Annotated in this window: 22 protein-coding genes and 2 tRNA genes; 8 read left to right on the top strand and 16 right to left on the bottom strand. The window is 72.3% G+C overall.

What is annotated here, in order from left to right:
• Positions 1 to 8: 8 nt before the first annotated feature.
• Positions 9 to 1,523 carry a glycerol kinase GlpK gene (glpK, locus tag MUN78_RS08530; RefSeq protein WP_244725774.1) on the bottom strand — a complete coding sequence of 505 codons (1,515 nt, stop codon included), beginning with the start codon at positions 1,521 to 1,523 and terminating at the stop codon, positions 9 to 11.
• Entirely contained in the window at positions 1,520 to 3,313 is a 1,794-nt protein-coding gene (locus tag MUN78_RS08525; protein WP_244725772.1) for a glycerol-3-phosphate dehydrogenase/oxidase, read from the bottom strand. The genes glpK and MUN78_RS08525 overlap by 4 nt, the downstream gene beginning before the upstream one ends.
• A 122-nt stretch (positions 3,314 to 3,435) precedes the next feature.
• Here MUN78_RS08525 and dinB point away from each other — a divergent pair, with 122 nt between their 5' ends.
• Positions 3,436 to 4,650, top strand: coding sequence for a DNA polymerase IV (dinB, locus tag MUN78_RS08520; protein ID WP_244689101.1), 1,215 nt, complete (start codon positions 3,436 to 3,438; stop codon positions 4,648 to 4,650).
• Here dinB and MUN78_RS08515 read toward each other — a convergent pair.
• Genes MUN78_RS08515 through MUN78_RS08505 form a run of 3 tightly spaced genes read right to left on the bottom strand, consistent with a single transcriptional unit; the run spans position 4,647 to position 6,045 of the window.
• The gene (locus MUN78_RS08515) at positions 4,647 to 5,402 is read right to left on the bottom strand and encodes a DUF2017 family protein (RefSeq protein WP_244725770.1); all 756 of its coding nucleotides are present in this window, start codon (positions 5,400 to 5,402) and stop codon (positions 4,647 to 4,649) included. The genes dinB and MUN78_RS08515 overlap by 4 nt on opposite strands.
• Positions 5,399 to 5,689 (bottom strand): ATP-dependent Clp protease adapter ClpS, encoded by a 291-nt coding sequence (gene clpS, locus MUN78_RS08510; protein ID WP_244694021.1) that lies wholly within the window; start codon positions 5,687 to 5,689, stop codon positions 5,399 to 5,401. Before clpS ends, MUN78_RS08515 begins: the two co-directional genes overlap by 4 nt.
• An 8-nt stretch (positions 5,690 to 5,697) precedes the next feature.
• Entirely contained in the window at positions 5,698 to 6,045 is a 348-nt protein-coding gene (locus tag MUN78_RS08505; RefSeq protein WP_244689097.1) for a metallopeptidase family protein, read from the bottom strand.
• 121 nt (positions 6,046 to 6,166) lie between these two features.
• Here MUN78_RS08505 and MUN78_RS08500 point away from each other — a divergent pair, with 121 nt between their 5' ends.
• Positions 6,167 to 7,096, top strand: coding sequence for an AraC family transcriptional regulator (locus MUN78_RS08500; protein WP_244725769.1), 930 nt, complete (start codon positions 6,167 to 6,169; stop codon positions 7,094 to 7,096).
• 55 nt (positions 7,097 to 7,151) lie between these two features.
• Entirely contained in the window at positions 7,152 to 8,102 is a 951-nt protein-coding gene (locus MUN78_RS08495; protein WP_244725767.1) for an SDR family oxidoreductase, read from the top strand.
• A 73-nt stretch (positions 8,103 to 8,175) separates the two neighbouring features.
• Here MUN78_RS08495 and MUN78_RS08490 read toward each other — a convergent pair.
• Positions 8,176 to 8,248: transfer RNA gene (locus MUN78_RS08490), tRNA-His, on the bottom strand.
• A 125-nt stretch (positions 8,249 to 8,373) separates the two neighbouring features.
• Positions 8,374 to 9,057, bottom strand: a complete 684-nt coding sequence (orn, locus tag MUN78_RS08485) for an oligoribonuclease (RefSeq protein ID WP_244725765.1) — start codon at positions 9,055 to 9,057, stop codon at positions 8,374 to 8,376.
• Between the two features lie 111 nt (positions 9,058 to 9,168).
• Here orn and def point away from each other — a divergent pair, with 111 nt between their 5' ends.
• The gene (gene def, locus MUN78_RS08480) at positions 9,169 to 9,732 is read left to right on the top strand and encodes a peptide deformylase (protein WP_244725763.1); all 564 of its coding nucleotides are present in this window, start codon (positions 9,169 to 9,171) and stop codon (positions 9,730 to 9,732) included.
• A gap of 31 nt (positions 9,733 to 9,763) precedes the next feature.
• Here the strand turns inward: def and MUN78_RS08475 are convergent, their stop codons facing one another.
• From MUN78_RS08475 to MUN78_RS08450, 6 genes are all read right to left on the bottom strand, one after another.
• A complete protein-coding gene (locus MUN78_RS08475; protein WP_244689088.1) occupies positions 9,764 to 10,126 on the bottom strand; it encodes a hypothetical protein in 363 nt (120 codons plus the stop codon).
• A gap of 40 nt (positions 10,127 to 10,166) precedes the next feature.
• Positions 10,167 to 11,375: an MFS transporter gene (locus MUN78_RS08470; protein ID WP_244725761.1), complete on the bottom strand. Its 1,209-nt coding sequence runs from the start codon at positions 11,373 to 11,375 to the stop codon at positions 10,167 to 10,169.
• Positions 11,376 to 11,420: 45 nt separating this feature from the next.
• Positions 11,421 to 11,493, bottom strand: a tRNA-Arg gene (locus tag MUN78_RS08465).
• A gap of 67 nt (positions 11,494 to 11,560) precedes the next feature.
• Complete coding sequence (locus MUN78_RS08460) at positions 11,561 to 12,514, bottom strand: GGDEF domain-containing protein (protein ID WP_244725759.1); 954 nt, start codon at positions 12,512 to 12,514, stop codon at positions 11,561 to 11,563.
• Complete coding sequence (locus MUN78_RS08455) at positions 12,511 to 13,086, bottom strand: HhH-GPD-type base excision DNA repair protein (RefSeq protein ID WP_244689082.1); 576 nt, start codon at positions 13,084 to 13,086, stop codon at positions 12,511 to 12,513. The genes MUN78_RS08460 and MUN78_RS08455 overlap by 4 nt, the downstream gene beginning before the upstream one ends.
• A gap of 98 nt (positions 13,087 to 13,184) precedes the next feature.
• Complete coding sequence (locus tag MUN78_RS08450; protein WP_244725757.1) at positions 13,185 to 13,787, bottom strand: TetR/AcrR family transcriptional regulator; 603 nt, start codon at positions 13,785 to 13,787, stop codon at positions 13,185 to 13,187.
• 75 nt (positions 13,788 to 13,862) lie between these two features.
• Here MUN78_RS08450 and MUN78_RS08445 point away from each other — a divergent pair, with 75 nt between their 5' ends.
• Positions 13,863 to 14,264, top strand: coding sequence for a VOC family protein (locus MUN78_RS08445; protein WP_244689078.1), 402 nt, complete (start codon positions 13,863 to 13,865; stop codon positions 14,262 to 14,264).
• 41 nt (positions 14,265 to 14,305) lie between these two features.
• On the opposite strand, the gene MUN78_RS08440 is transcribed toward MUN78_RS08445, so the two are convergent.
• Genes MUN78_RS08440 through pepN form a run of 3 tightly spaced genes read right to left on the bottom strand, consistent with a single transcriptional unit; the run spans position 14,306 to position 18,332 of the window.
• A complete protein-coding gene (locus tag MUN78_RS08440) occupies positions 14,306 to 14,824 on the bottom strand; it encodes a globin (protein ID WP_429952171.1) in 519 nt (172 codons plus the stop codon).
• Positions 14,821 to 15,747, bottom strand: coding sequence for a mechanosensitive ion channel family protein (locus MUN78_RS08435; protein ID WP_244725755.1), 927 nt, complete (start codon positions 15,745 to 15,747; stop codon positions 14,821 to 14,823). Before MUN78_RS08435 ends, MUN78_RS08440 begins: the two co-directional genes overlap by 4 nt.
• Entirely contained in the window at positions 15,747 to 18,332 is a 2,586-nt protein-coding gene (pepN, locus tag MUN78_RS08430) for an aminopeptidase N (RefSeq protein ID WP_244725753.1), read from the bottom strand. The genes MUN78_RS08435 and pepN overlap by 1 nt, the downstream gene beginning before the upstream one ends.
• Positions 18,333 to 18,529: 197 nt before the next feature.
• Here pepN and MUN78_RS08425 point away from each other — a divergent pair, with 197 nt between their 5' ends.
• The 3 genes from MUN78_RS08425 to MUN78_RS08415 are packed head-to-tail and all read left to right on the top strand — an operon-like array spanning position 18,530 to position 20,675.
• Positions 18,530 to 19,144 (top strand): DsbA family protein, encoded by a 615-nt coding sequence (locus MUN78_RS08425; RefSeq protein ID WP_244689073.1) that lies wholly within the window; start codon positions 18,530 to 18,532, stop codon positions 19,142 to 19,144.
• Between the two features lie 26 nt (positions 19,145 to 19,170).
• A complete protein-coding gene (locus MUN78_RS08420; protein WP_244689071.1) occupies positions 19,171 to 19,662 on the top strand; it encodes a ribose-5-phosphate isomerase in 492 nt (163 codons plus the stop codon).
• Entirely contained in the window at positions 19,662 to 20,675 is a 1,014-nt protein-coding gene (locus MUN78_RS08415) for an Fpg/Nei family DNA glycosylase (RefSeq protein WP_244689069.1), read from the top strand. The genes MUN78_RS08420 and MUN78_RS08415 overlap by 1 nt, the downstream gene beginning before the upstream one ends.
• The last annotated feature ends 19 nt before the right edge of the window (positions 20,676 to 20,694 follow it).

Raw genomic sequence — 20,694 nt, 5'->3', positions numbered from 1 at the left:
GCTCCGTCTCAGACGGTGTCGTCGTCGACCCAGTCCATGGACTTCGTCACGGCCTTCCGCCACGCACGCACGCGGCGCTCGCGCTCGGCCGGATCGAGGGCGGGCTCCCAGCGGCGATCCTCCCGCCATTTTCCGCGCAGTTCGTCGAGCCCCGACCAGAAGCCGACGGCGAGGCCCGCCGCATACGCGGCCCCGAGGGCCGTCGTCTCCGTCACCTCCGGCCGCACCACGGGGACGCCGAGCAGATCGGCCTGGAACTGCATGAGGGCCTCGTTGGCGACCATGCCGCCATCCACGCGGAGTTCCGTGAGCGGCACCCCCGCGTCCGCGTTCACCGCGTCGAGCACGTCGCGCGTCTGGAAGGCGACCGCCTCGAGCGCGGCGCGCGCGATGTGCCCCCGGTTCGAATAGCGCGTGAGCCCGACGATCGCTCCGCGAGCGTCGGGGCGCCAGTAGGGGGCGAAGAGGCCCGAGAACGCCGGCACGAAGTAGACCCCGCCGCTGTCCGGCACCGTCCGCGCGAGCTGCTCCACCTCCGGCGCGGAGCGGATGAGCCCGAGCTGGTCGCGCAGCCACTGGATGAGCGATCCCGTCACCGCGATCGAGCCCTCGAGCGCGTAGTGCGCCGGCCCGTCGCCGAGCTGGAAGGCGACCGTCGTGATGAGCCCGTTCGCGGAGTGGACGATCTCCTCGCCCGTCTGGAAGATGAGGAAGCATCCGGTGCCGTAGGTGTTCTTCGATTCGCCCGCGGAGAACGCCGCCTGTCCGAAGGTGGCCGACTGCTGGTCGCCGAGGATGCCCGCGATCGGGGTGCCGCGCAGCAGGGACGACGTCTCCGCGACCCCGTAGACCTCAGAGGAGGAGCGGATCTCCGGCATCATCGCCGCGGGGATGCCGAAGGCCTCGAGCAGATCCTCCCGCCATGCGAGCGTCCGGAGGTCCATGAGCAGCGTCCGCGACGCGTTCGTGACGTCGGTGACGTGCACGCCGCCCTCGGGGCCGCCGGTGAGGTTCCAGAGCACCCAGCTGTCGGTCGTCCCGAAGAGCAGCTCGCCGGCCTCCGCGCGCTCCCGGGCCCCGGGGACGTGCTCCAGGATCCACGCGATCTTGGAGGCGGAGAAGTAGCTCGCGAGCGGAAGCCCCGTGATCGGAGCGAAGCGATCCGTGCCGCCGTCCGCCGCGAGACGATCCACGATGTCCTGGGTGCGCGTGTCCTGCCACACGATGGCGCGGTGCACGGGGAGCCCGGTGCGCCGATCCCAGACCACCGCCGTCTCGCGCTGGTTCGTGATGCCGACGGCGGCGATGTCGTGACCCGTGAGGTCCGCCCTGCCGAGCGCGGTGCCGATCACCTCCTGCACGTGCTGCCAGATCTGCATCGCGTCGTGCTCGACCCAGCCGGGCTGCGGCATGAACTGCTCGTGCTCCTGCTGGCCGACCGAGACGACCCGGCCGGAGCGGTCGAAGACGATGGCACGGCTCGAGGTGGTGCCCTGATCGATGGCGAGGACGTAGTCGCTCATGCCCGACCTCCCGATGCCCCCGCGGCGATCCCGGGTTCGGGGAGCGGGCCGGTCGTGCCGAGCCCCACCCGGTGCGCCCGACGGAGCAGCGCCTCTGCGCGATCCGTCTCGGCGGTGCAGCGCGCCGAGTCCCAGCCGAGCGCGCCGGCCGCGGCGGCGGCGAGCTGCTCGAGGCTCTCCCGCCCGAGCCCGCCGCGGAAGGCGAGGGAGGTGCGCCGCAGCAGCAGGTCGTCGAGGTGCAGCACCTCCTCCTGCTCGGCGAGGTGCGCGATCTCGGCGGCGTAGTACCCGGGCACGGCGGGGAGCTCGCCGAGATCCCCGGTCGGATCGGGGAGCGCCGCGAGGATATCGGCCGCCTTCGTGCCGTAGCGGTCGAGCATCCGCTCGACGAGCTCCGGGTCGTGGCCCCGACCGTGCTTCGCGATCCAGATGCGGCGCGCCGAGCGGTCCTGGGGGTACCCCGCGGCGCCGCCGATGACGGTCGTGCGCGTCCCGGCGCGCCGTCTCGCGCCGAGCAGGGCGAGCGCCTCGTCCCCGAGATGCTCGGCGAGCGCTCGGAACGTCGTCCACTTCCCGCCGACGAGGCTCAGCGTGCGGACGTCGCCCAGCCAGCCGTGCTCGATGCGGTAGTCGCGGGAGACGAAACCCGGGTTGGTGTCGTCGTGCCGGGGGAGCGGGCGGATGCCGGAGAAGGTGTAGACGATCTGCTCGCGCGCGACGGGGATCGTGGGGAAGACGTGCCCGACGAGGTCGAGGAAGTAGTCGATCTCGGCGTCGGTGCACACGGGGTCCTCGCGCGGGTCGGCGTCGATGTCCGTGGTGCCGACCATGACCCGGTCCTTGAGCGGGTAGATGAGCACGATGCGCCCGTCCGAGTGCTCGAAGAAGATCTCGCGTCCGCCGGTCGCGGCGTGCAGCTCGGGATGCTCGAGCACGATGTGCGAGCCCTTCGTCCCTCCCATGTAGGCCGTCGGGCGGCCGAGGGCGGCGTTCGTGAGGTCCGTCCACGGACCGCTCGTGTTCACGATCACGCGCGCGGCGAAGTCGAACTCCTCGCCGGTGCCGGCATCGCGCAGTCGGGCGCGGCCGTCGGTGAAGCCGACGAGCTCGGTGTAGTTCGCGGCGCGAGCCGTCGACTCGGTCGCGGGACGCCCCGCGCGCGCGGTTCCGGCCGCGACGCCGTCGAAGAGCACGTCCAGCGCGAGCCGCTCGGGATCGTGCATCGACGCGTCGTAGTACGTCGCGGTGTACTTGAGCGCCGGATTGAGCCGCGGCAGCTGCGCGAGGGAGGCCGCGCGACCGTGGAAGCGATGGCGGGGCACCCGGCCGCCGCCGCGCGAGAAGAGGTCGTAGATGACGAGTCCGACCTTGATGAGGAGCGCGCCGCGCTCCCGGGGTCGACCGCGGCCGTGGGTGACGAGCAGCCGGAACGGTGCGGCGAGGACGCCGGAGAAGGTCGAGAAGATCGGGATCGTGGTGCGCAGCGGTCGCACGTAGTGCGGGGCGTTGCGGATCAGGCGGTTGCGCTCCTGCACCGCCTCCTGGACGAGGCGGAGCTCGCCGTTCTCCAGATACCGGATGCCGCCGTGCACCATGTGGCTGGAGGCGGCGGAGGCCCCGGAGACGAAGTCGCCGCGGTCGACGATCGCGACGTCGACGCCCTGCAGTGCGAGCTCGCGGAACGTCGCGATGCCGTTGATGCCGGCGCCGATGATGAGCACGTCGGCGGCCGGTCGGTCGATCAGCCGGGACACGGAGTCCCGGCGCTCGGAGGCGGTGCGACGGGGCATGGCGGCCTGCCTTTCCGCGCGGGTGGACGCGCTGCCTCCACGCTACAAGATGCGCGCCGGGCGAGGCACGGGCGCACGCCGCTCGCGCCGCGGATGTCGGCGGCGTGTGATGCAATAGAGGCATGCAGCACGCGGAGCGGACAGTCGCCTCGATGCTGCACGTCGACATGGACTCCTTCTTCGTCTCCGTCGAGCTCCTCGAGCGGCCGGAGCTGCGGGGGCGCCCCGTCGCCGCGGCGCACGACACGTCCCGCTCGGTCGTCTCGAGCGCGAGCTACGAGGCCAGGCGCTTCGGCGTGCGCTCGGCCATGCCCGTCGCGCAGGCGAAGCGGCTGTGCCCGCAACTCGTGCTCCTGCCGCCGAGCTTCGACAAGTACCGCACCGCCTCCCGCGCCGTGATGCGCATCTTCGAGGAGTTCACGCCCCTCGTCGAGCCGCTGAGCATCGATGAGGCCTTCCTCGACGTCGCCGGGTCGATCCGGCTGTTCGGTCCGCCGGCGGAGATCGCGCGGCAGCTGCGCGTCCGGGTGCGCGAGCGCACGGGGCTCCCGGCATCGGTCGGTCTCGCGGGCACGAAGTTCGTGGCGAAGCTCGCGTCGCAGCGCGCGAAGCCCGACGGCATCCTCGAGATCCCGCCCGAGCGCACCCTCGACTTCCTGCACCCCCTGCCGGTGCGCGCCATGTGGGGCGTCGGGCAGGCCACGGCCCGCGCGCTGGAGTCGCGCGCCATCCGCACGGTGGCGGATCTCGCGGCCGAGCCGCTGCCGGCGCTCGAGCGCATCATCGGCAAGGCGAGCGCTCGCAAGCTCCACGATCTCTCCCACGGGAGGGACGCCCGCGCCGTTGAGACCCGCAGGGTCGAGAAGAGCATCGGCCACGAGGAGACGTTCCCGAGGGACGTCGTCGACCCCGCCGTACTCCAGCGGGAACTGCTCCGCCTCGCGACGCGCACGGGGGAGCGGCTGCGGGCCGCCGGGCTCGAGGCGCGCACGGTGTCGATCAAGGTGCGCTGGGAGTCCTTCGAGACCGTGACGCGCTCGCGCACGCTCGCGGAGCCGACGAATGCGACCCGGCGGATCAGCGCGACGGCGCGCGAGCTCTTCGCCGCCCTGCCGGGCTCCCGCCCGGTGCGGCTCATCGGGGTGCGCGCCGAGCAGCTCATTCCGGAGGGCAGCGAACCGGCGTCGCTGTGGAGCGACGACGAGGGCTGGCGCGCGGTCGACACGGCAGTCGACGAGGTGCGCGGCCGTTTCGGCGCCGGCGGCGTGACCTCCGCGAGCCTCCTCACCGGGAGGGGCGACGTCGTCGATCCGCGCTCGCTCGAGCCACCGGTCTAACGGTCGCCCTCGGCGCCGTCGCCGCCCTCGGCGGAATCCGCGTCGCCCTCGGGATCCGCGTCCGTCTCGGGATCCGCGTCCCCCTCGGGATCCGCGCTCGTCTCGGGATCCGCACCCTCCTCGGGATCCGCGCTCGTCTCGAGATCCGCGTCGGCATCGAGCCCCCCGCCGAGCCGGAGCGGCTCGCCCGGTTCGGCCGCCATGATGGTCAGCACCGATTCCAGGATCGCGGCCAGCCAGTCGAAGACGAGCACGGTGCCGCGGGTCTCCTCGTCCGCGAGCAGCCGGTCGTGGTCCTCGGCCTCGTCGAGCCCGATCCGCGCCGCGATGGCGAGCCGCAGCGCCGTGACGGTCCGCACCCAGGGCGGCATCGTCTCGGCGGTGATCTCGACCTCGACGAAGCCGCCGCCGTCTGGAGTCTCGTGATCCCGGACCCCGAGCGCCGAGGTGACGTGCATCGCGTCCTGCAGCTTGCGATTGAGGAGGCCCTGCTCCGTCACGCGCCGGAACTGCCCCGCATCCTCGTCGCCCGTGTAGGCGTCGGGGAAGAGGCGCGCGAGCGCCGGGTCCTCCGGCGTGAGGTCGGAGCCGCCCACCTCGAGGCTCGCGAAGAGAGGATCGGGATCGAGCGCGGTGCCGCTGTGGCTCTCGAGGAGCTGGGTGAGCTGCGTGATGAGCTGGTCGAGCATGACGGCCTCGTCGTGTTCGAGCAGGATCCGCAGTCCCTCGCCCGGGACGGGGAGGAGCTTCACGATTCCCCCGCCTGGCGCACCGTGGCCCAGAGTCCGTAGCCGTGCATCGCCTCCACGTGCATCTCCATGGCCTCCCGTCCGCCCTCCGCCACGACCGCGTGCCCGCGGTGGTGGACGCGGAGCATGAGTTCCTCCGCGTGCTCCTTCGCGAAGCCGAAGTGCGTCTGGAAGACGTACGCGACGTACGACATGAGGTTGACCGGGTCGTCCCAGACCACGGTCTGCCACACCCGTTCGGCCGAGAGCAGCCGACCGTCCGCGTCCCGGTCCGTCCGCGTGGCGTCCATGATCGCGCTCACCCCCATCCGAGCTCGTGGATGCGCTCCTCGGTGATGCCGTAGAAGTGCGCGATCTCGTGGACGAGGGTGATGCGGATCTCGGCTGCGAGCTCCTCGGCGTCGGCGCAATGGGCGAGCAGGTTCTCGCGGAAGAGGATGATCCGATCCGGCTCCTCGCCGTAGCCGTAGACGCCCCGCTCCGCGAGGGAGAAGCCCTCGTAGACGCCCAGGATGTCGCTGCCGTCCGCGGGGCGATCCTCCACGAGGAAGATGACGTTGTCGAGCTGCTCGAGCATGTCGTCGTGCAGCGAGTCGAGGCCGTCGGCGACCAGCGATTCGAACTCCTCATGCGACAACTCGAGCATGTCTTCACCCTACACAGACGAGCCTCGGAATCCGAGGGAGCCGTCGCCCGATCGTATCGAACCGCGAAAGTCGGGCGCCCGCGCTCTCGGCGGTGCAGGCTTGTCGGTGAAAGGAGGCGCCGTGATCGCCGCACTCAACACCCTCATCGCCGCCGTCGAGGAGCGTCCGACGGCCGGACCCGACCTCGACGTGATCGCCGCTCGGGCGGGCACGACCGCGTACCACCTGAGACGCATGTTCTCGTCATTGACCGGGATGCCGCTGTCGGAGTACGTGCGCCGGCGGCGGATGACGCTCGCCGCCGCCGAGGTGCAGGGCGGGGCTCCGCTGCTGGAGGTCGCGGTGCGCTACGGCTACGGCTCCGCCGAGGCCTTCGGCCGCGCCTTCCGCGCCGTGCACGGGGCGAGTCCCGGAGAGGTGCGTCGCGCAGGCGGGCCGCTCCGCACGCAATCCAGAATCAGGCTTCGCCTGACCGTCGAAGGGAACACCGCCATGGACGCACGCATCGTCGAACGCCCGGCCTTCCGGCTCGCCGGGCACGCGGCCCGGGTGCCGCTCATCCACCGGGGCATCAACCCGCACATCCAGGCGCACATCGCCGCGCTTCCGGCGCAGGAGCACGCCCGGCTGCGCGCGCTCGGCGACGGCGAGCCCGCCGGCCTGCTCCAGGTGAGCGACGACGTCGACCCCGACTTCACGGAGGGCAGCGAGCTCACCTACCTGCACGGGGTCGCGCTCGGCGCGGCGACGCGCGCGCCCGACGACCTCGACGTCCTCGAGGTCGCGGCGGGGAGCTGGGTCGTCTTCCGCGCGAGCGGGCCGTATCCCGCTGCTCTACAGGAGTGCTACGCCGCCTCCGCGGCCGAGTGGTTCCCCTCGACGTCCTGGTGCCTCCGGCCCGGACCCTCCATCGTCGCCGTGCTCGAACGGTCCGAGGACTTCCGCACGGCCACGACGGAGCTCTGGCTGCCCGTCGAGCGCGGGGAGCGCCGGGACGCCGCGCGCGCGGGGCGCGGGGCCGAGCGCGGGGCGGCCGACGCGGAGCGCTGACCCTTCGGCGTGCGTCGCGCTAGGCTGGCACCCACGATCCGGACGGAGGGCGAACATGGCGCGCGGCATCACGGATATCGAGATCCCCGATCTGCGCGGAAGGCGCGCCGTCGTCACAGGGGCGAGCGACGGCATGGGGCTGCGCATCGCCGCGCGCCTGGCCGCGGCCGGCGCCGAGGTGGTGCTTCCCGTCAGGAACGCGCGCAAGGGGGACGCCGCGCTCGCCGCGATCCGCGAGACCGCACCCGGGGCGCTGGTCTCGACGCGCGGTCTGGACCTGTCCTCGCTCGCCTCCGTCACGGCCCTCGGCGAGGCGCTGCGCGCCGAGGGGCGCGCCGTCCACCTGCTCATCAACAACGCCGGGGTCATGACGCCGCCGGAGCGCCAGGAGACGGCGGATGGCTTCGAACTGCAGTTCGGCACGAACCACCTCGGACACTTCGCGCTCGTGGCCGAGCTGCTTCCGCTGCTCATCGCCGGTCGGGCGCGCGTCGTCTCGCAGATCAGCGTCGCGGCCGATCAGCACGGGATCAACTGGGGCGACCCGAACTGGGAGCGCTCCTACCACGGTCGACGCGCCTACAGCCAGTCGAAGATCGCACTCGGTCTCTGCGCGCTCGAACTCGATCGGCGCAGTCGCGCGGGCGGATGGGGGATCACGAGCAGCCTCTCGCACCCCGGGGTCGCCCCGACCAATCTGCTGGCCGCGCGTCCGGAGCTCGGACGCGGCCGCGAGACGCCGTTGCGCGCGGTGATCCGCACGCTGTCGGCGCGCGGTCTCGTCTTCGGCACGGTGGAGTCCGCCGGGCTGCCCGCGCTCCTGGCGGCGACCGTGCCCGATGCCGAGAGCGGGAGCCTCTTCGGCCCGAGCGGCTTCCGGCACCTGGGCGGGCCGCCGGCGAGGCAGGCGCTCTTCGGCAGACTGCGCTCGCCGGAGGACGCGGCGCGGATCTGGCGGCTCTCGGAGGATCTCACGGGTCGGCGCCTCGCGCCCGCGGGCGGGTGATCGAACGAACGCTTCGAACGCAGAAGACCCGGCCTGCGGATCGCTCGCACGATCCGCAGGCCGGGTCTCTCGGGGTGGCTAACGGGACTTGAACCCGCGACCACCGGCACCACAAGCCGGTGCTCTACCAACTGAGCTATAGCCACCATGCTGACCGCATCCTTCCGGATGAGGCAACCCCACGATCATAGCCCATGCGCTGCGCCCCGCACCAATCGCGACACACCGGGGCGGTCGCCTCCGTGCGAGAGCCGGGACCGGCGCGTCGAGCTCAGGCGGCGGGGGAGTCGTCCGCGACGAGGGGCGCCTCGCCCGCCGATGCGGACGGGCCGTCGATGAGCGGGGCGTAGCGTTCGCTCGCCGCGTGGGACAGCGCCGCCGCGGCGGCCTTGTCGGGTCCGGGACCGTCGACCATCACGGCGGAGCGGAAGTAGGCGAGCTCCTGGATCGACTCCGCGATGTCGGCGAGCGCCCGGTGGCCGCCGCGCTTCTCCGGGGCGCCGAAGTAGGCGGGGGCGTACCAGCGCCGGCTGAGCTCCTTGATCGTCGAGACGTCGATGCTGCGGTAGTGCAGACGTTCGTCGAGCTTCGGCAGGTACTTGGAGATGAAGCGGCGGTCCATGCCGATGGTGTTGCCCGCGACGAGGGGGCGGCGGCCGGCCGTCACGAAGCGCGCGAGGTAGGCGAGCACCTGCTCCTCGGCCTCCGCGAGACTCGCGCCGGTCTCGATGCGGGGGAGCAGCCCCGAGTGCTCGTGCATGCCGCGCACGAAGTCGTTCATGTGGGCGAGCGCCTCGGCGCCGGGGTGGATGACGATCTCGAAGCCCGGGTCGAGGGGCGCGAGCGCGAAGTCCGTGACGATCACCGCGATCTCGCAGAGGCCGTCCCGGTCGACGTCGAGGCCGGTCATCTCGCAGTCGATCCAGACGATCTGTTCCGCCGGTGTGTTCGACACGCTGTCTCCTCGGTACTCCCGGCCCGGGGACGATCCGCCGGGCATCGCCCCATCCTACCGAGGCGCCCGCCCGGTTCGCCGGGCCGGGGCCGCGCCCGTAAGCTGAATGCCATGGCTGTTCTTCCGATCGTGATCTCCGGTGAGCCCGTGCTGCACCGTCCCGCCGCGCCCGTCACCGAGTTCGATGCGGGGCTGCGGCGCCTCGTCGACGACATGTTCGAGACCACGATCGCGGCGCCCGGCGTGGGGCTGGCCGCGCCGCAGGTCGGGGTCGACGCGCGGGTCTTCGTCTGGATGTACGAGGATCAGGACGAGGCCGCGTCTCGCGGGGTCGCCGTCAATCCGGAGCTCTGGATCGCGCCGCTCGAGCCGGGCCTGCCGGGGGAGGAGGAGGTCGAGGGCTGCCTCTCGTTCCCGGGGGAGCGCTTCGCGCTGCGCCGTTCGCCGCGCGCGCTGCTGCGGGCGCAGGACGTCGACGGCGAACCGTTCGAGGTTCGGGCGAGCGGCTGGTTCGCCCGGATCCTGCAGCACGAGTACGACCACCTCGACGGGCTGCTCTACGTCGACCGTCTCGTCCACCCGGAGAATCGGGGCGCCCAGAAGGCGCAGCGGCGCAACGGATGGGGCAAGCCGGGCCTCAGCTGGTTGCCCGGGGTGGACCACCTCGAGGACTGAGTCCTCGGAGCGCGTCCGCGTGGTGGGGTGCTCAGCCCGAGGGCGCGTCGAGCTCCAGCATCGTGTGCTGGGACTCGAGTCCCTCGACCATCACGAGCGTGCACGCCGTGACGCGCGCCCGCCAGACCCGCTCGACGGTGAGCGAGGGGAGCGGGGCGAGGGGGTAGCGGTTGGCCCGGAAGCTGTTGCCGCCGTTGCCCGCGATGGAGGCGTGCGCGTGGTTCATGTAGCGGATCCCGGTATCGAGATCGACGATCGCGGGTGCGGCGCATGCCTCGAAACGCGGGTCGCGCGTCCGTTTCCGCTCCGGGCGGGTGTCCGCGAACTCGGTGATCTCGACGGCGTGGCCGACCGGGATGGCCGCCGGGTAGTTGAGTGCGACGATGCGTGCCATGCCTCCACTGTACGCAGCCGCACGGGAGACTCGCGAGCGGTCAGCCCGCGGCTCGGCCGGTGATCCGCCGGGAGTCGGGGAGCACGGTCCAGGCGACCAGCGCGACGGCGATGAGGCAGGCGGTGACGGCGAATGCCCAGCCGAAGCCCGCGAGGTCGACGATGGCTCCGGCGACGAGCGGACCGATGACCCCGCCGAGGTCGCTCGTCATCGAGTACGCGGCGACGACGCTGCCGCCCCGGCGCCCGTCGAGCACGTCGGCGAGCACCGCCTGCTGGCCGGGGTTCACGAGCGCGGAGCCGGCTCCGGCGACGAGCATCACCGCGAACAGCAGCGGAAGGCTCGGTGCGGCGGGCACCGCCAGGTACGTGACGACCAGGATCGCGCAGCCGATGACGAGCATGGGCTTGCGGCCGACGGTGTCGTTCCAGCGCCCCGAGGGGAAGATGAGGATCGCGTTGCCCGCCGCGTAGGCGGCGAGCACCCACGCGGCCGTCCCCGCATCTCCGTGGAAGGCGACCGCGACGAGGATCGGGATCACCGAGACCCGGACGCCGTAGGAGGACCAGCCGAACGCGAAGACGGAGAGGAGGAGGGCCCGGTACTGCGGCACGCGCCAGGCCTCGCACAGCGCCATCGCCTCGGGGGCGTCGGCCGCGGCCGCGGCCGGGCTCGCCGCGTTGCGGGAGCGCCGCAGCGCGACGGCGACGACGGCCGCGGCGGCGATGAGGGTGAAGAAGTAGAACACGAACGGCGCGCGCAGCCCGAACACGGCGAGGAGACCGCCGAACACCGGCCCGAGGAGTCCGCCGAGGAGGAAGCCGGCGGCGTTGAGGCTCGCGACGCGCCCGCGCGCGTCCGGCGGGCTCACCTTGATGAGGAGCGCCGTCGCGGCCACGGTGAACATGGCCGAACCGATCCCGCCGATGCCGCGCAGCACGACGAACTGCGCGTAGTTCGCGGCGAGGGCGGCGGCCCCCGTCGAGGCCGCGACGATGAGGATGCCGACGGTGTAGGTGCGCCGCTCGCCGAATCTGCCGACCGTCCAACCCGCGAGGGGCGCCGAGACGAGGCGCATGAGGGCGAAGGCGCTCACGATCGCCGATGCGGCGAAGCTGGAGACGCCGAACTCGAGGGCGAACTGGGGGATGGCCGGCGCGACGACGCCGTAGCCCAGGGCGACGGTGAAGCCGCCGGCGACGAGGGCCCAGACCTCGAAGGGGAGCCGGGGGCGGGAGGCGGCGCGCACGCGATGCATCCCTTCTCGCGCGGAGCGCGGTGCGGTGTTCCGGAGTGCCCCCGGCAGGATTCGAACCTGCGACCGACGGATTAGAAGGCCGTTGCTCTATCCACTGAGCTACGGAGGCGGCCAGTCAAGCGTACACCGCGGACCGCTCCCGCCTCGTGCGCGGCGGCACCGCGCCCGAGTGCGGTTCAGCGCGCCCCGGCGCCTCGGTGGGCGCGCTTGCTCGCGTACATCGCGCGATCGGCGGCGGCGATGGCGTCCTCGACGCTCGTGACCCCGGGGATCGCGGCCGCGCAGCCGATCGACGCCGCGACGCCGGCGCGGCGCAGGGCCGCGCGGAACCCCGCGAAACCGCTGTCGAGTTCGGAGGACACGACGCCGCTCGCGAGGATCGCGAATTCGTCCCCGCCGATCCGCGCGATCCGGTGCGCGGCAGCGCAGGCGCCCGAGAGCGTCGCGGCGGCGCGGGCGATGAGTGCGTCGCCGGCACGGTGCCCTTCGGTGTCGTTCACCGCCTTGAGCCCGTCGAGGTCCACGACCGCGACGGCGACGGGGTCGCCGAACGCATCCACCCGCTCCTGCGCATCGGCGACGAGGCGATCCCATCCCCGCCGGTTGAGCACGCCGGTGAGGGCGTCCGAGTGCGCGAGCGCCTCGGCGATCTCGGCCGAGCGGCGGCCCCGATCGATCCCGCGGGAGAGCCGGAGCTGCGATGAGAGCAGCTCGCTCAGCAATCGCACGAGTTCCTCGTCGACGGTCTCGTCGGCGGCGAGCGGCGCCTCTCTGACCCCGCAGAGCACTCCGAAGAACGCGCCGTCGTCGTCGGAGATCGCGTACCCCGCGTAGGAGCCGACGCGTTCGGAGACCTCGAGATCCGCGTAGTCGGGGTCGGCGCGCGAGTCGCGCACGACGTGCGCCGCGCCGGCCGACATCCGGCTGCAGAAGGACTCGTTCCAGGACACCCGGTCGCCGACGTTGAGGATCCGATCGTGATGCACGTGCACGTGGATCTGCTCGCCGTGGGCGACGCGCGAGACCGACCAGTCGGTGAGCGGCGTGTGCGCGTTGAGGTAGGCGACGACCTGCTCGGCGGAGCGCGCGAACGCCTCCGCGCCGTTCACCGCCGCGACTCCCTCGCTCACGCGGGCCGCTTCGCCGCGGCCTTCGCGGCGCGCTTCGTCTCCCGCACCTTGAGCAGCGTCTCGGGGGAGGTGATGTCGGCGACGCTGCGGAAGGAGCCCTCCTCGCCGTAGGGGGCTGCGGCCGCCCGCCAGCCCGCTCCCGCGAAGCCGCGCTGCTTGCCGAGCAGCGCGAGGAAGATCTTCGCCTTCTGCTCCCCGAAGCCGGGGAGCGCGCGCAGGCGGCGCAGGACCGTCGGTCCGTCCGGCTCGTCCGTCGTCCAGATCGCGGCCGCGTCGCCGTCCCACTCCTCGAGGAGCGTGCGGCAGAGCGCCTGCACCCGTCCCGCCATCGAGCCCGGGAAGCGGTGCACCGCAGGGGTCTGCTTGAACGCGGCGGCGAACTCTTCGGGATCGCACTCCGCGATCGTGCGGGCGTCGAGCCCGCCGATCCGCTCGCGGATCTTCAGCGGTCCGGCGAAGGCGGTCTCCATCGCCACCTGCTGGTCGAGGAGCATGCCGATGAGAAGGGCCAGCGGATTGTCGGTCAGCAGGGCGTCGGCCGCGGCGTCGTCGGTGAGGCGAATCTCGGTCATGCGACCAGTCTGCCAAAAGGTCGCGGGATTCTCACGGCATCGGATCGTGGAATCGCGTGAACGAGCATCGCGCGCGTCGCGCATACGCTGGCTGCGGATCAGTCCGTCGCGATGAGCGCCGCGGCGAGCAGGCGGTTGAGCGCGGCATGCGCGCGGGCCCGAGCGGTCTCGGGATCGTCGTGCTGCGCGATCCAGAGGGCGGCGTCGTTCATCGCCCCGGAGAGTTGCGCGGCGAGCGCGTCGCGGAGGTCATCCGCGATGCCGACGTCGGCGAGCGCATCGCGGAGTTCGACGATCGCGTGCTCCGCGTCGAGGCGCCGCCACTCCTGCCAGCCGAGGACCGCGGGCGCGTCGATGAGGAGGACGCGCACGGTGCGGTCCGAGGTGACCGCGTCGAGGAAGGCGTGCGAGCCCGCCCGCAGCCGCTCCTCGGGACCCGCGGTGCGCCCGCCCGCCCCGGGGTCCGCGGCCGCCGCGACGATCGCCGCAGCGACGTGCGCCTGCAGGTGCTCGACGACCGCGGCGAAGAGCCGGGTCTTGCTGCCGTAGTGGTGGTAGACCGCGCCCCGGGTGACCCCGGCGGCTCGCGCCACGTCGTCGAGGGCGACGTCGGCGAATCCGCGGGCGCCGAAGAGCGCCGCGGCGGCCTCGAGGAGGCGGCGGGCGGTCAGAGCGGCGTCGGCGGCGGAGGCGCGGGGCATGAGCGGGTTCCTTTACGTACAGAGCGCATGTATGCTGGATCGCGATACATGCACATTGTACGTAAAGGAGCGCGCATGACCACCATCGGCTGCTACCCCGTTCTCATGTCCGGCGATGTCGGCGCGGCAGCGGCGTTCTACCGCGAGCTGCTCGGCTTCGAGACGACGTTCGCCTCCGACTGGTACGTGAGCCTCCGGCTCGGCTCCTGCGAGCTCGCGATCCTGGCGCACGATCACCCGACGATCCCCGAGGGGTACGGCGCCCTGCCGCGCGGCGTGCTCATCAATCTCGAGGTGGATGACGTGGACGCCCTGCACGCGCGTCTCAGCGCTCGAGAGGATCTGCCGGTCCTCCAGCAGCTGCGCGACGAGGAATTCGGGCAGCGGCACTTCATCGTGGGCGCGCCGGACGGCGTGCTGCTCGACGTCATCCAGCCGATCCCGCCGGGGGAGGCCTATGCCGAGGCGTACCGCTGAGCGGCCGCACGGCCCAGGCGACGCGAGGCCGTGCGGCCGGGCTACTCGAAGCGGTTGACCATGGCGAGGGCGGCGCGCTCGACGTACTCGCGGAACGCCGCGTCGTGCATCGGCGGCAGCGCCACCTCGTCGAGGGCGCCGTGCATGTGCCGGAGCCAGCGATCCCGAGCATCGGGCGTGACCGCGAACGGCGCGTGGCGCATCCGCAACCGCGGATGGCCGCGCTCCTCGGAGTAGCTCGTCGGTCCACCCCAGTACTGCTCGAGGAAGGCCCGCAGGCGCCAGATGGCGCCCTCCCAGTCGGCATCGGGATACATGGGCGCGAGCACCGGATCCTGCCGCACCTCCCGGTAGAAGGCGCGCACGAGCCGGTCGAAGGTCTCGGTGCCGCCGACCTGCGCCCACACGGTATCGGTGACCGCCGCACCCCCCTCCCCGGAGCGCAGCGTCAGCCGCGGGGCGGGGGGAGCGGCCGGTGCGGCGCCGTTCGCGGCGGGATGGCCCGCCGCGGGGGCGCTCCCTCCGGCGTCGGACGCCCGCGGATCGTCGTGCGCGTTCATACAGGGCCTCCAGGGGGTTTCGGGAGCTCGTCGGAGAGCGTGATGCCCTCCTCGGCGAAGCGGCGGCGCAGTTCGGCGCGGATGCCGCGCTGCACCTCCCACTGGGCCTCGGGACGCGTGCGGACCGCGATCCGGAGCGTCGCGCGATCGCCGAACACGCTCTCCAGGCCGTAGAGCTCGGGCTCCCCCGTGACCTTGCGCGCGTAGCGCTCGGAGGTGAGGAGCGCCTTGGCCGCATCCACCGTGACCTCCGAGACGTGCGCGAGATCTTGCCTGGCATCGACCGTCACATCGATGACGGCGCGCCCCCAGCCCTGCGAGGCATTGCCGAGCGTGAGGATCTCGCCGTTGCGCACGAACCAGAGGGTCCCGTCGAGGGCGCGCACCTGGGTGACGCGGATGCCGACGTCCTCCACGGTGCCGCTCACGGCGCCGATGGTGACGACGTCACCGATCCCGAGCTGGTCCTCGAAGACCATGAAGATGCCGTTGAGGATGTCCTTCACGATGTTCTGCGCGCCGAAGGCGAGGCCCGCGGCGACGATGCCGGCGGAGGTGAGCACCGCGCCGAGGTTCACGCCGAGCTGCCCCAGGATGAGGATCAGCGCGATCACGACGATCGTCCAGGTGATGACGGCGCGGCCCACTGTGCCGAGGGTGCGCGTGCGCTGCACGGCGCGCGCGTTCACGTAGGGCGCCGCCTGCATCTCGGAGGTCGTGTCGACATCCTGCGCGCGCTTCACGCCCCGCACGATCTGCGTCACGGTGCGCATGAGCAGGCGCCGCAGCAGCCAGTTCAGGAGCACCGCGACGACGACGATCGCGAGGATCGTGAGCGGCACGTGATAGGCGTCGAGGAAGGCGGTAAACGCCCCGCCCATCGCCTCCTCGACGCTCTCGACCGTATCGACCTCCGCCGACATCACGCCTCCCGGTCGGCCGCCTGCACGCGCAGTGCGCGCTCGACGCCCGCGAGGAGCTCGGTCACGATGCGGCGCAGCGCGGCCGGGGCGTCGGCGTGGGCGTCGAGCCACCCGCGAGTGGCTGCGACGAGCGGCGCGCCGGCGAGCTCGGACGGGTAGAAGCCCTCGACGAGCTCCTCCACGATCTGATAGCTGCGGGCCTCCCAGATGGGGAGCAGCGAGGCGAAGAAGCGCTCGACGAACGGCTCGAGGATCGCGGGATCGCTCGCGCGGGTGAAGCCGAGACCCGTCGCGCGCACGATCGCGTTCGGCTGCTCGTCGGACTCCCAGACGAGGTCCCACGCGGCCCGCTTCGCCTCGGCCGTCGGGGCGGCGGCGCGGGCGTGCGCCGCGGACTGGTTGCCGCTCGCGGTGCGATCCTCGGCGAGCCGCGCGGCGATCTCCGGCTCACCGGCGCGACCGCCCGCGACGAGCGCGATGAGCAGCTCCCACCCGAGATCGGTGTCGATGTCGAGCCCGTCGAGGGGCACGGAGCCGTCGAAGAGGCCCGCCACCGTGTCGAGCTGCTCGGCGGTCGTGGCCAGCAGGGCGAACGACTTCACGAACTGGAACTGGTTGTCGGAGCCGGGCTCGGCGTCGACGGACAGCTGCCAGAGCGCGTCGGCGACGCGCTCGATCGTGGCGGTGCGGCGCGCGGGGGACACGTAGCTCTCCGCGGCGAGGCGCAGCTGGCCGAGCAGCGTGCGCAGCGTCGTGGAGCCGGTCTCCCGCCCGATGTGGGCGAGCACCGTGTCCACGAAGCGGCTCGCGGGGAGCTCCGCATCGCGGGTCGCGTCCCAGAGCGTGCCCCACACGAGGGCGCGGGCGAGCGAGTCGCCGAGCTCGCCGAGTCGTGCGGTCGCCGTCTCGAGCGAGCGCTCGTCGAGACGGATCTTCGCGTAGCTGAGATCGTCGTCGTTGACGAGCAGCAGCGCGGGCTGGGCGATGCCCACGAGTTCGGGCACCTCGGTGCGGGCGCCGTCGATGTCGAGCTCGATGCGATGGACGCGCTCGAGGCCCCCGTCGGTCTCGGCGTACAGGCCGACGGCGATGCGATGCGGGCGGAGCGTCGGGTGGTCGGCCGCGGCGCTCTGCTCGATCGCGAAGCTCGCGTACGCGCCGTCCGCGTCGAGTTCGAACACCGGGCGGAGGGTGTTCACGCCGGCGGTCTCGAGCCAGAGCTTCGACCAGCCTCCGAGGTCGCGGCCCGACTGGGCCTCGAGCTCGGCGAGCAGGTCGCCGAGCTCCGTGTTGCCGTGGTGGTGCTTCACGAAGTACTCGTGCACGCCGCGCATGAACGGCTCGCGCCCGACCCAGGCCACGAGCTGCTTGAGGACGGAGGCCCCCTTCGCGTAGGTGATGCCGTCGAAGTTGACGAGCACATCCTCGAGGTCGCGGATGGGGGCGACGATCGGATGGGTGGAGGGCAGCTGATCCTGCCGGTACGCCCAGGACTTCTCGGAGGCGACGAAGGTGGTCCAGCACTCGGTCCACTCGGTGGCCTCGGCGACGCCCAGCGTCGACATGTACTCGGCGAAGGACTCGTTGAGCCACAGGTCGTTCCACCACCGCATGGTGACGAGATCGCCGAACCACATGTGCGCGAGCTCGTGGAGGATGGTGACGACGCGGCGCTCGCGCATGGCGTCCGTCACCTGGCTGCGGAAGACGTAGGCCTCGGTGAACGTGACGGCGCCGATGTTCTCCATCGCGCCCATGTTGTACTCGGGGACGAAGAGCTGATCGTACTTGTCGAAGGGGTAGGGGTAGTCGAACTGCTCCTCGAAGAACGCGAAGCCCTCGCGGGTCTTCGCGAAGATGTAGTCCGCGTCGAGGTACTGGCCGAGGGACTCGCGGCAGAACACGCCGAGCGGGATCGTGCGCCCGTCGCGGCTCGTGAGCTCGGAGCGCACGACGCGGTACGGGCCGGCGATGAGCGCGGTGATGTAGCTCGACATCACCGGCGTCGGCTCGAAGGCCCAGGTGGCGATCTCCTGCTCGGCCCAGTCCGCGCCCTGCGCGCCCGCCCTGGTGCCCGCGGGGACCGGCTCGGGCGTCGGCTGGTTGCTCACGACCTGCCAGCGCGCCGGTGCCGTGATCGTGAAGGAGAACGTGGCCTTGAGATCGGGCTGCTCGAAGACGGGGAACATGCGCCGCGAATCCGGCACCTCGAACTGCGAGTAGAGGTAGACCTCGCCGTCGGCCGGGTCGACGAAACGGTGGAGGCCCTCGCCCGTGTTCGTGTAGCGCTGCGTGGAGCGGATCCGGAGGACGTTGTCGGCGGCCAGCCCGGGCAGCTCGATCCGGGAGTCGGCGAAGACGACCGCGGGGTCGAGCGCCGCGCCGTTGAGGTCGATCGCCTCGACGGAGGCGGCGATGAGGTCGATGAAGCTCGCGGCACCCGGGGTCGCGGTGAAGCGGACCGTCGTGTCGGCGGCGAAGGTCTCGCCGCCGGTCGTGAGGTCGAGCGCGACGTCGTAGTGCTCGGCGGACAGGACGCCGGCGCGCTCCTGGGCCTCGGCGCGGGTGAGATTGGTTCCGGGCACGGATGCTCCTTCGTGTGGATGTCGTGTCGTGCGCGCGATCGGCGCGGCACTTCCGGGGCGCCGGATCGGGCGCCGTATGAACACGACTAGCCTATGCCCGCAAGCTCCATTCCGGCTCGGGACCCGGCACCCCGCGGACCGCTCCCGGGCGCCGCCGCCGCCCGTTCGCGCTCGGCGCTCGGCGGTAGGCTGGGACCATGAGCACAGCAGCCCCCTCCGCCCCCGTCGTCGAGTTCTACTTCGATCCGATCTGCCCCTGGTGCTGGATGACCAGCCGCTGGGTCCGCGAGGTCTCCTCCGTCCGCGGCTTCGACGTGGTCTGGAAGCCGATCAGCCTGGCGATCATCAACGAGGGCGTCGACGCGGGCGACCACGCGGAGGCCCAGGTGCAGGGCAAGCGGATGGGGCAGATCGCCGTCCGCGCCGAGCGGGAGGGCGGCTCGGCCGCGGTCGGAGCGCTCTACACGGCGTTCGGCGAGCGGATCCACCCGGGCGGCCGGCGAGACTACGACGCGATCATCGACGAGGCGGTCGCCGCCGTGCCCGGCCTCCCGGCGGAGGTGCGCGCGGCCGCCGACGACGCCGACGACGCGCAGCTGCGCGAGAACACCCGGCACGCGCTGGAGATCGCGGGCCCCGACGTGGGGGTGCCGATCATCTCCGTCGACGGCGTCGCCTTCTTCGGTCCGGTCGTGACCCCCGCGCCGACCGGCGCCGATGCGCTCACGCTGTGGGACGGCATCACCGCGGCCGCCAGCGTGCCGGGGTTCTACGAGCTCAAGCGCGGCCGCACCGCCGGCCCGCAGTTCTGAGGCGGCGGATCGCTAGGATCGACATCATGCGCATCCACGTCGCCACCGACCATGCCGGACTCGAATTCAGCCAGCAGCTGCAGCAGCATCTGCGCGAGCAGGGGCACGAGGTGATCGATCACGGCCCTGCCGAGTACGACGCGCTCGACGACTACCCGTCGTTCTGCATCAACGCCGCCCTCGGCGTCGCGCGCGACGAGCGCGACGGGGTCCCCGCGCTCGGCGTGGTCTTCGGCGGCTCGGGCAACGGCGAGCAGATCGCGGCCAATAAGGTCTCCGGCATCCGCGCGGCCCTCGTCTGGAACGACTCCACGGCGGAGCTCGCGCGCGAGCACAACAACGCGAACGTGATCTCCATCGGGGCGCGGCAGCACCCGGTCGAGGACGCGATCCGCTTCATCGACCGCTTCATCGCGACCCCGTTCCCCGGCGACGAGCGCCACGTGCGACGCATCTCCCAGCTCGGCGAGTACGAGCGCACGGGGCGGATCGCCGGCAAGCAGGTCGACAGCCTGTAATGCCCGAAGGCCATTCCGTCCACCGCATCGCCCGCCAGTTCGCGGCGAACTTCGTGGGCGCGCGCCCCGAGGTGACGAGCCCGCAGGGGCGCTTCGCCCAGGGCGCGGCGCTCCTGAGCGGCCACGAGATGACCGACGCCCGCGCGGTCGGCAAGCAGATGTTCCTCGAGTTCTCCGAGGACCGATGGCTGCGCGTGCACCTCGGCATCTACGGCGCCTGGGACTTCGCGGGCGAGGTGCGGATCGACCCCTCGATCCAGATCCACGGTCGCACGCCCGGGCATTCGAAGCTCGGTCAGACGGGGGAGAACGCGGGTCCGGGGCGCCGCGCGGCCGGCGCCGTCGTCGATCGCGACGGCGAGGACTCCGTGACCTCGATCGGGGCGCCGCGACGGACCCGCGTGCGGATGGCGGAGACCGATCGCGCCGGCGCCGCCGGCGCCGCGTTCCCGCCCGATCCCGTCGGGCAGGTGCGGGTGCGGCTGCTCACCGACACGGTGTGCGCCGATCTGCGCGGGCCGACCGCCTGCGAGGTGCTCAGCCCCGCTGAGGTCGACGCGGTCGTGCAGAAGCTCGGACCCGATCCCGCGAACGCGAATACGCCGGCCGAGCGCGAGCGCTTCGTGCAGCGCGCGGCGAAGAAGCGGACGCCCATCGGGCTCGTGCTCATGGACCAGTCCGTGATCGCCGGCATCGGCAACGTGTACCGGGCGGAGATGCTCTTCCGCGCCGAGCTCGACCCGCACACGCCGGCCAACACGCTCGACCGGTCCGTGCTCGAGGCCCTGTGGGACGACTGGGCCGCGCTTCTGGAGACGGGCATCACGGTCGGGCAGATGATCACGATCGATGGCCTGAGCGGCGAGGACTACCGGCGTGCGCTCGTCGAGCGCGACGAACGCCACTGGGTCTACAAGCTCGAGGGGACGCCGTGCAAGCGCTGCGGCGCGAACATCAGGCTGGAGGAGTTCGGGGCGCGCAAGCTCTACTGGTGCCCCGGCTGCCAGCACTGAGGCGCGCGCGGCGCCGTGC

The organism is Leucobacter allii (genome assembly GCF_022919155.1).
Lineage (GTDB): Bacteria > Actinomycetota > Actinomycetes > Actinomycetales > Microbacteriaceae > Leucobacter > Leucobacter allii.
Note: the sequence above shows the minus strand (reverse complement) of the source record. Positions and strands in the feature narration are given on the sequence as shown.

Excerpts from the sequence above, each read along its gene's own strand:
- glpK (WP_244725774.1), bottom strand. The coding sequence starts at position 1,523 with ATGAGCGACTACGTCCTCGCCATCGATCAGGGCACCACCTCGAGCCGT.
- MUN78_RS08525 (WP_244725772.1), bottom strand. The coding sequence starts at position 3,313 with ATGCCCCGTCGCACCGCCTCCGAGCGCCGGGACTCCGTGTCCCGGCTG.
- dinB (WP_244689101.1), top strand. The coding sequence starts at position 3,436 with ATGCAGCACGCGGAGCGGACAGTCGCCTCGATGCTGCACGTCGACATG.
- clpS (WP_244694021.1), bottom strand. The coding sequence starts at position 5,689 with ATGGACGCCACGCGGACGGACCGGGACGCGGACGGTCGGCTGCTCTCG.
- MUN78_RS08505 (WP_244689097.1), bottom strand. The coding sequence starts at position 6,045 with ATGCTCGAGTTGTCGCATGAGGAGTTCGAATCGCTGGTCGCCGACGGC.
- MUN78_RS08495 (WP_244725767.1), top strand. The coding sequence starts at position 7,152 with ATGGCGCGCGGCATCACGGATATCGAGATCCCCGATCTGCGCGGAAGG.
- def (WP_244725763.1), top strand. The coding sequence starts at position 9,169 with ATGGCTGTTCTTCCGATCGTGATCTCCGGTGAGCCCGTGCTGCACCGT.
- MUN78_RS08475 (WP_244689088.1), bottom strand. The coding sequence starts at position 10,126 with ATGGCACGCATCGTCGCACTCAACTACCCGGCGGCCATCCCGGTCGGC.
- MUN78_RS08455 (WP_244689082.1), bottom strand. The coding sequence starts at position 13,086 with ATGACCGAGATTCGCCTCACCGACGACGCCGCGGCCGACGCCCTGCTG.
- MUN78_RS08450 (WP_244725757.1), bottom strand. The coding sequence starts at position 13,787 with ATGCCCCGCGCCTCCGCCGCCGACGCCGCTCTGACCGCCCGCCGCCTC.
- MUN78_RS08445 (WP_244689078.1), top strand. The coding sequence starts at position 13,863 with ATGACCACCATCGGCTGCTACCCCGTTCTCATGTCCGGCGATGTCGGC.
- MUN78_RS08440 (WP_429952171.1), bottom strand. The coding sequence starts at position 14,824 with ATGAACGCGCACGACGATCCGCGGGCGTCCGACGCCGGAGGGAGCGCC.
- MUN78_RS08435 (WP_244725755.1), bottom strand. The coding sequence starts at position 15,747 with ATGTCGGCGGAGGTCGATACGGTCGAGAGCGTCGAGGAGGCGATGGGC.
- MUN78_RS08425 (WP_244689073.1), top strand. The coding sequence starts at position 18,530 with ATGAGCACAGCAGCCCCCTCCGCCCCCGTCGTCGAGTTCTACTTCGAT.
- MUN78_RS08420 (WP_244689071.1), top strand. The coding sequence starts at position 19,171 with ATGCGCATCCACGTCGCCACCGACCATGCCGGACTCGAATTCAGCCAG.
- MUN78_RS08415 (WP_244689069.1), top strand. The coding sequence starts at position 19,662 with ATGCCCGAAGGCCATTCCGTCCACCGCATCGCCCGCCAGTTCGCGGCG.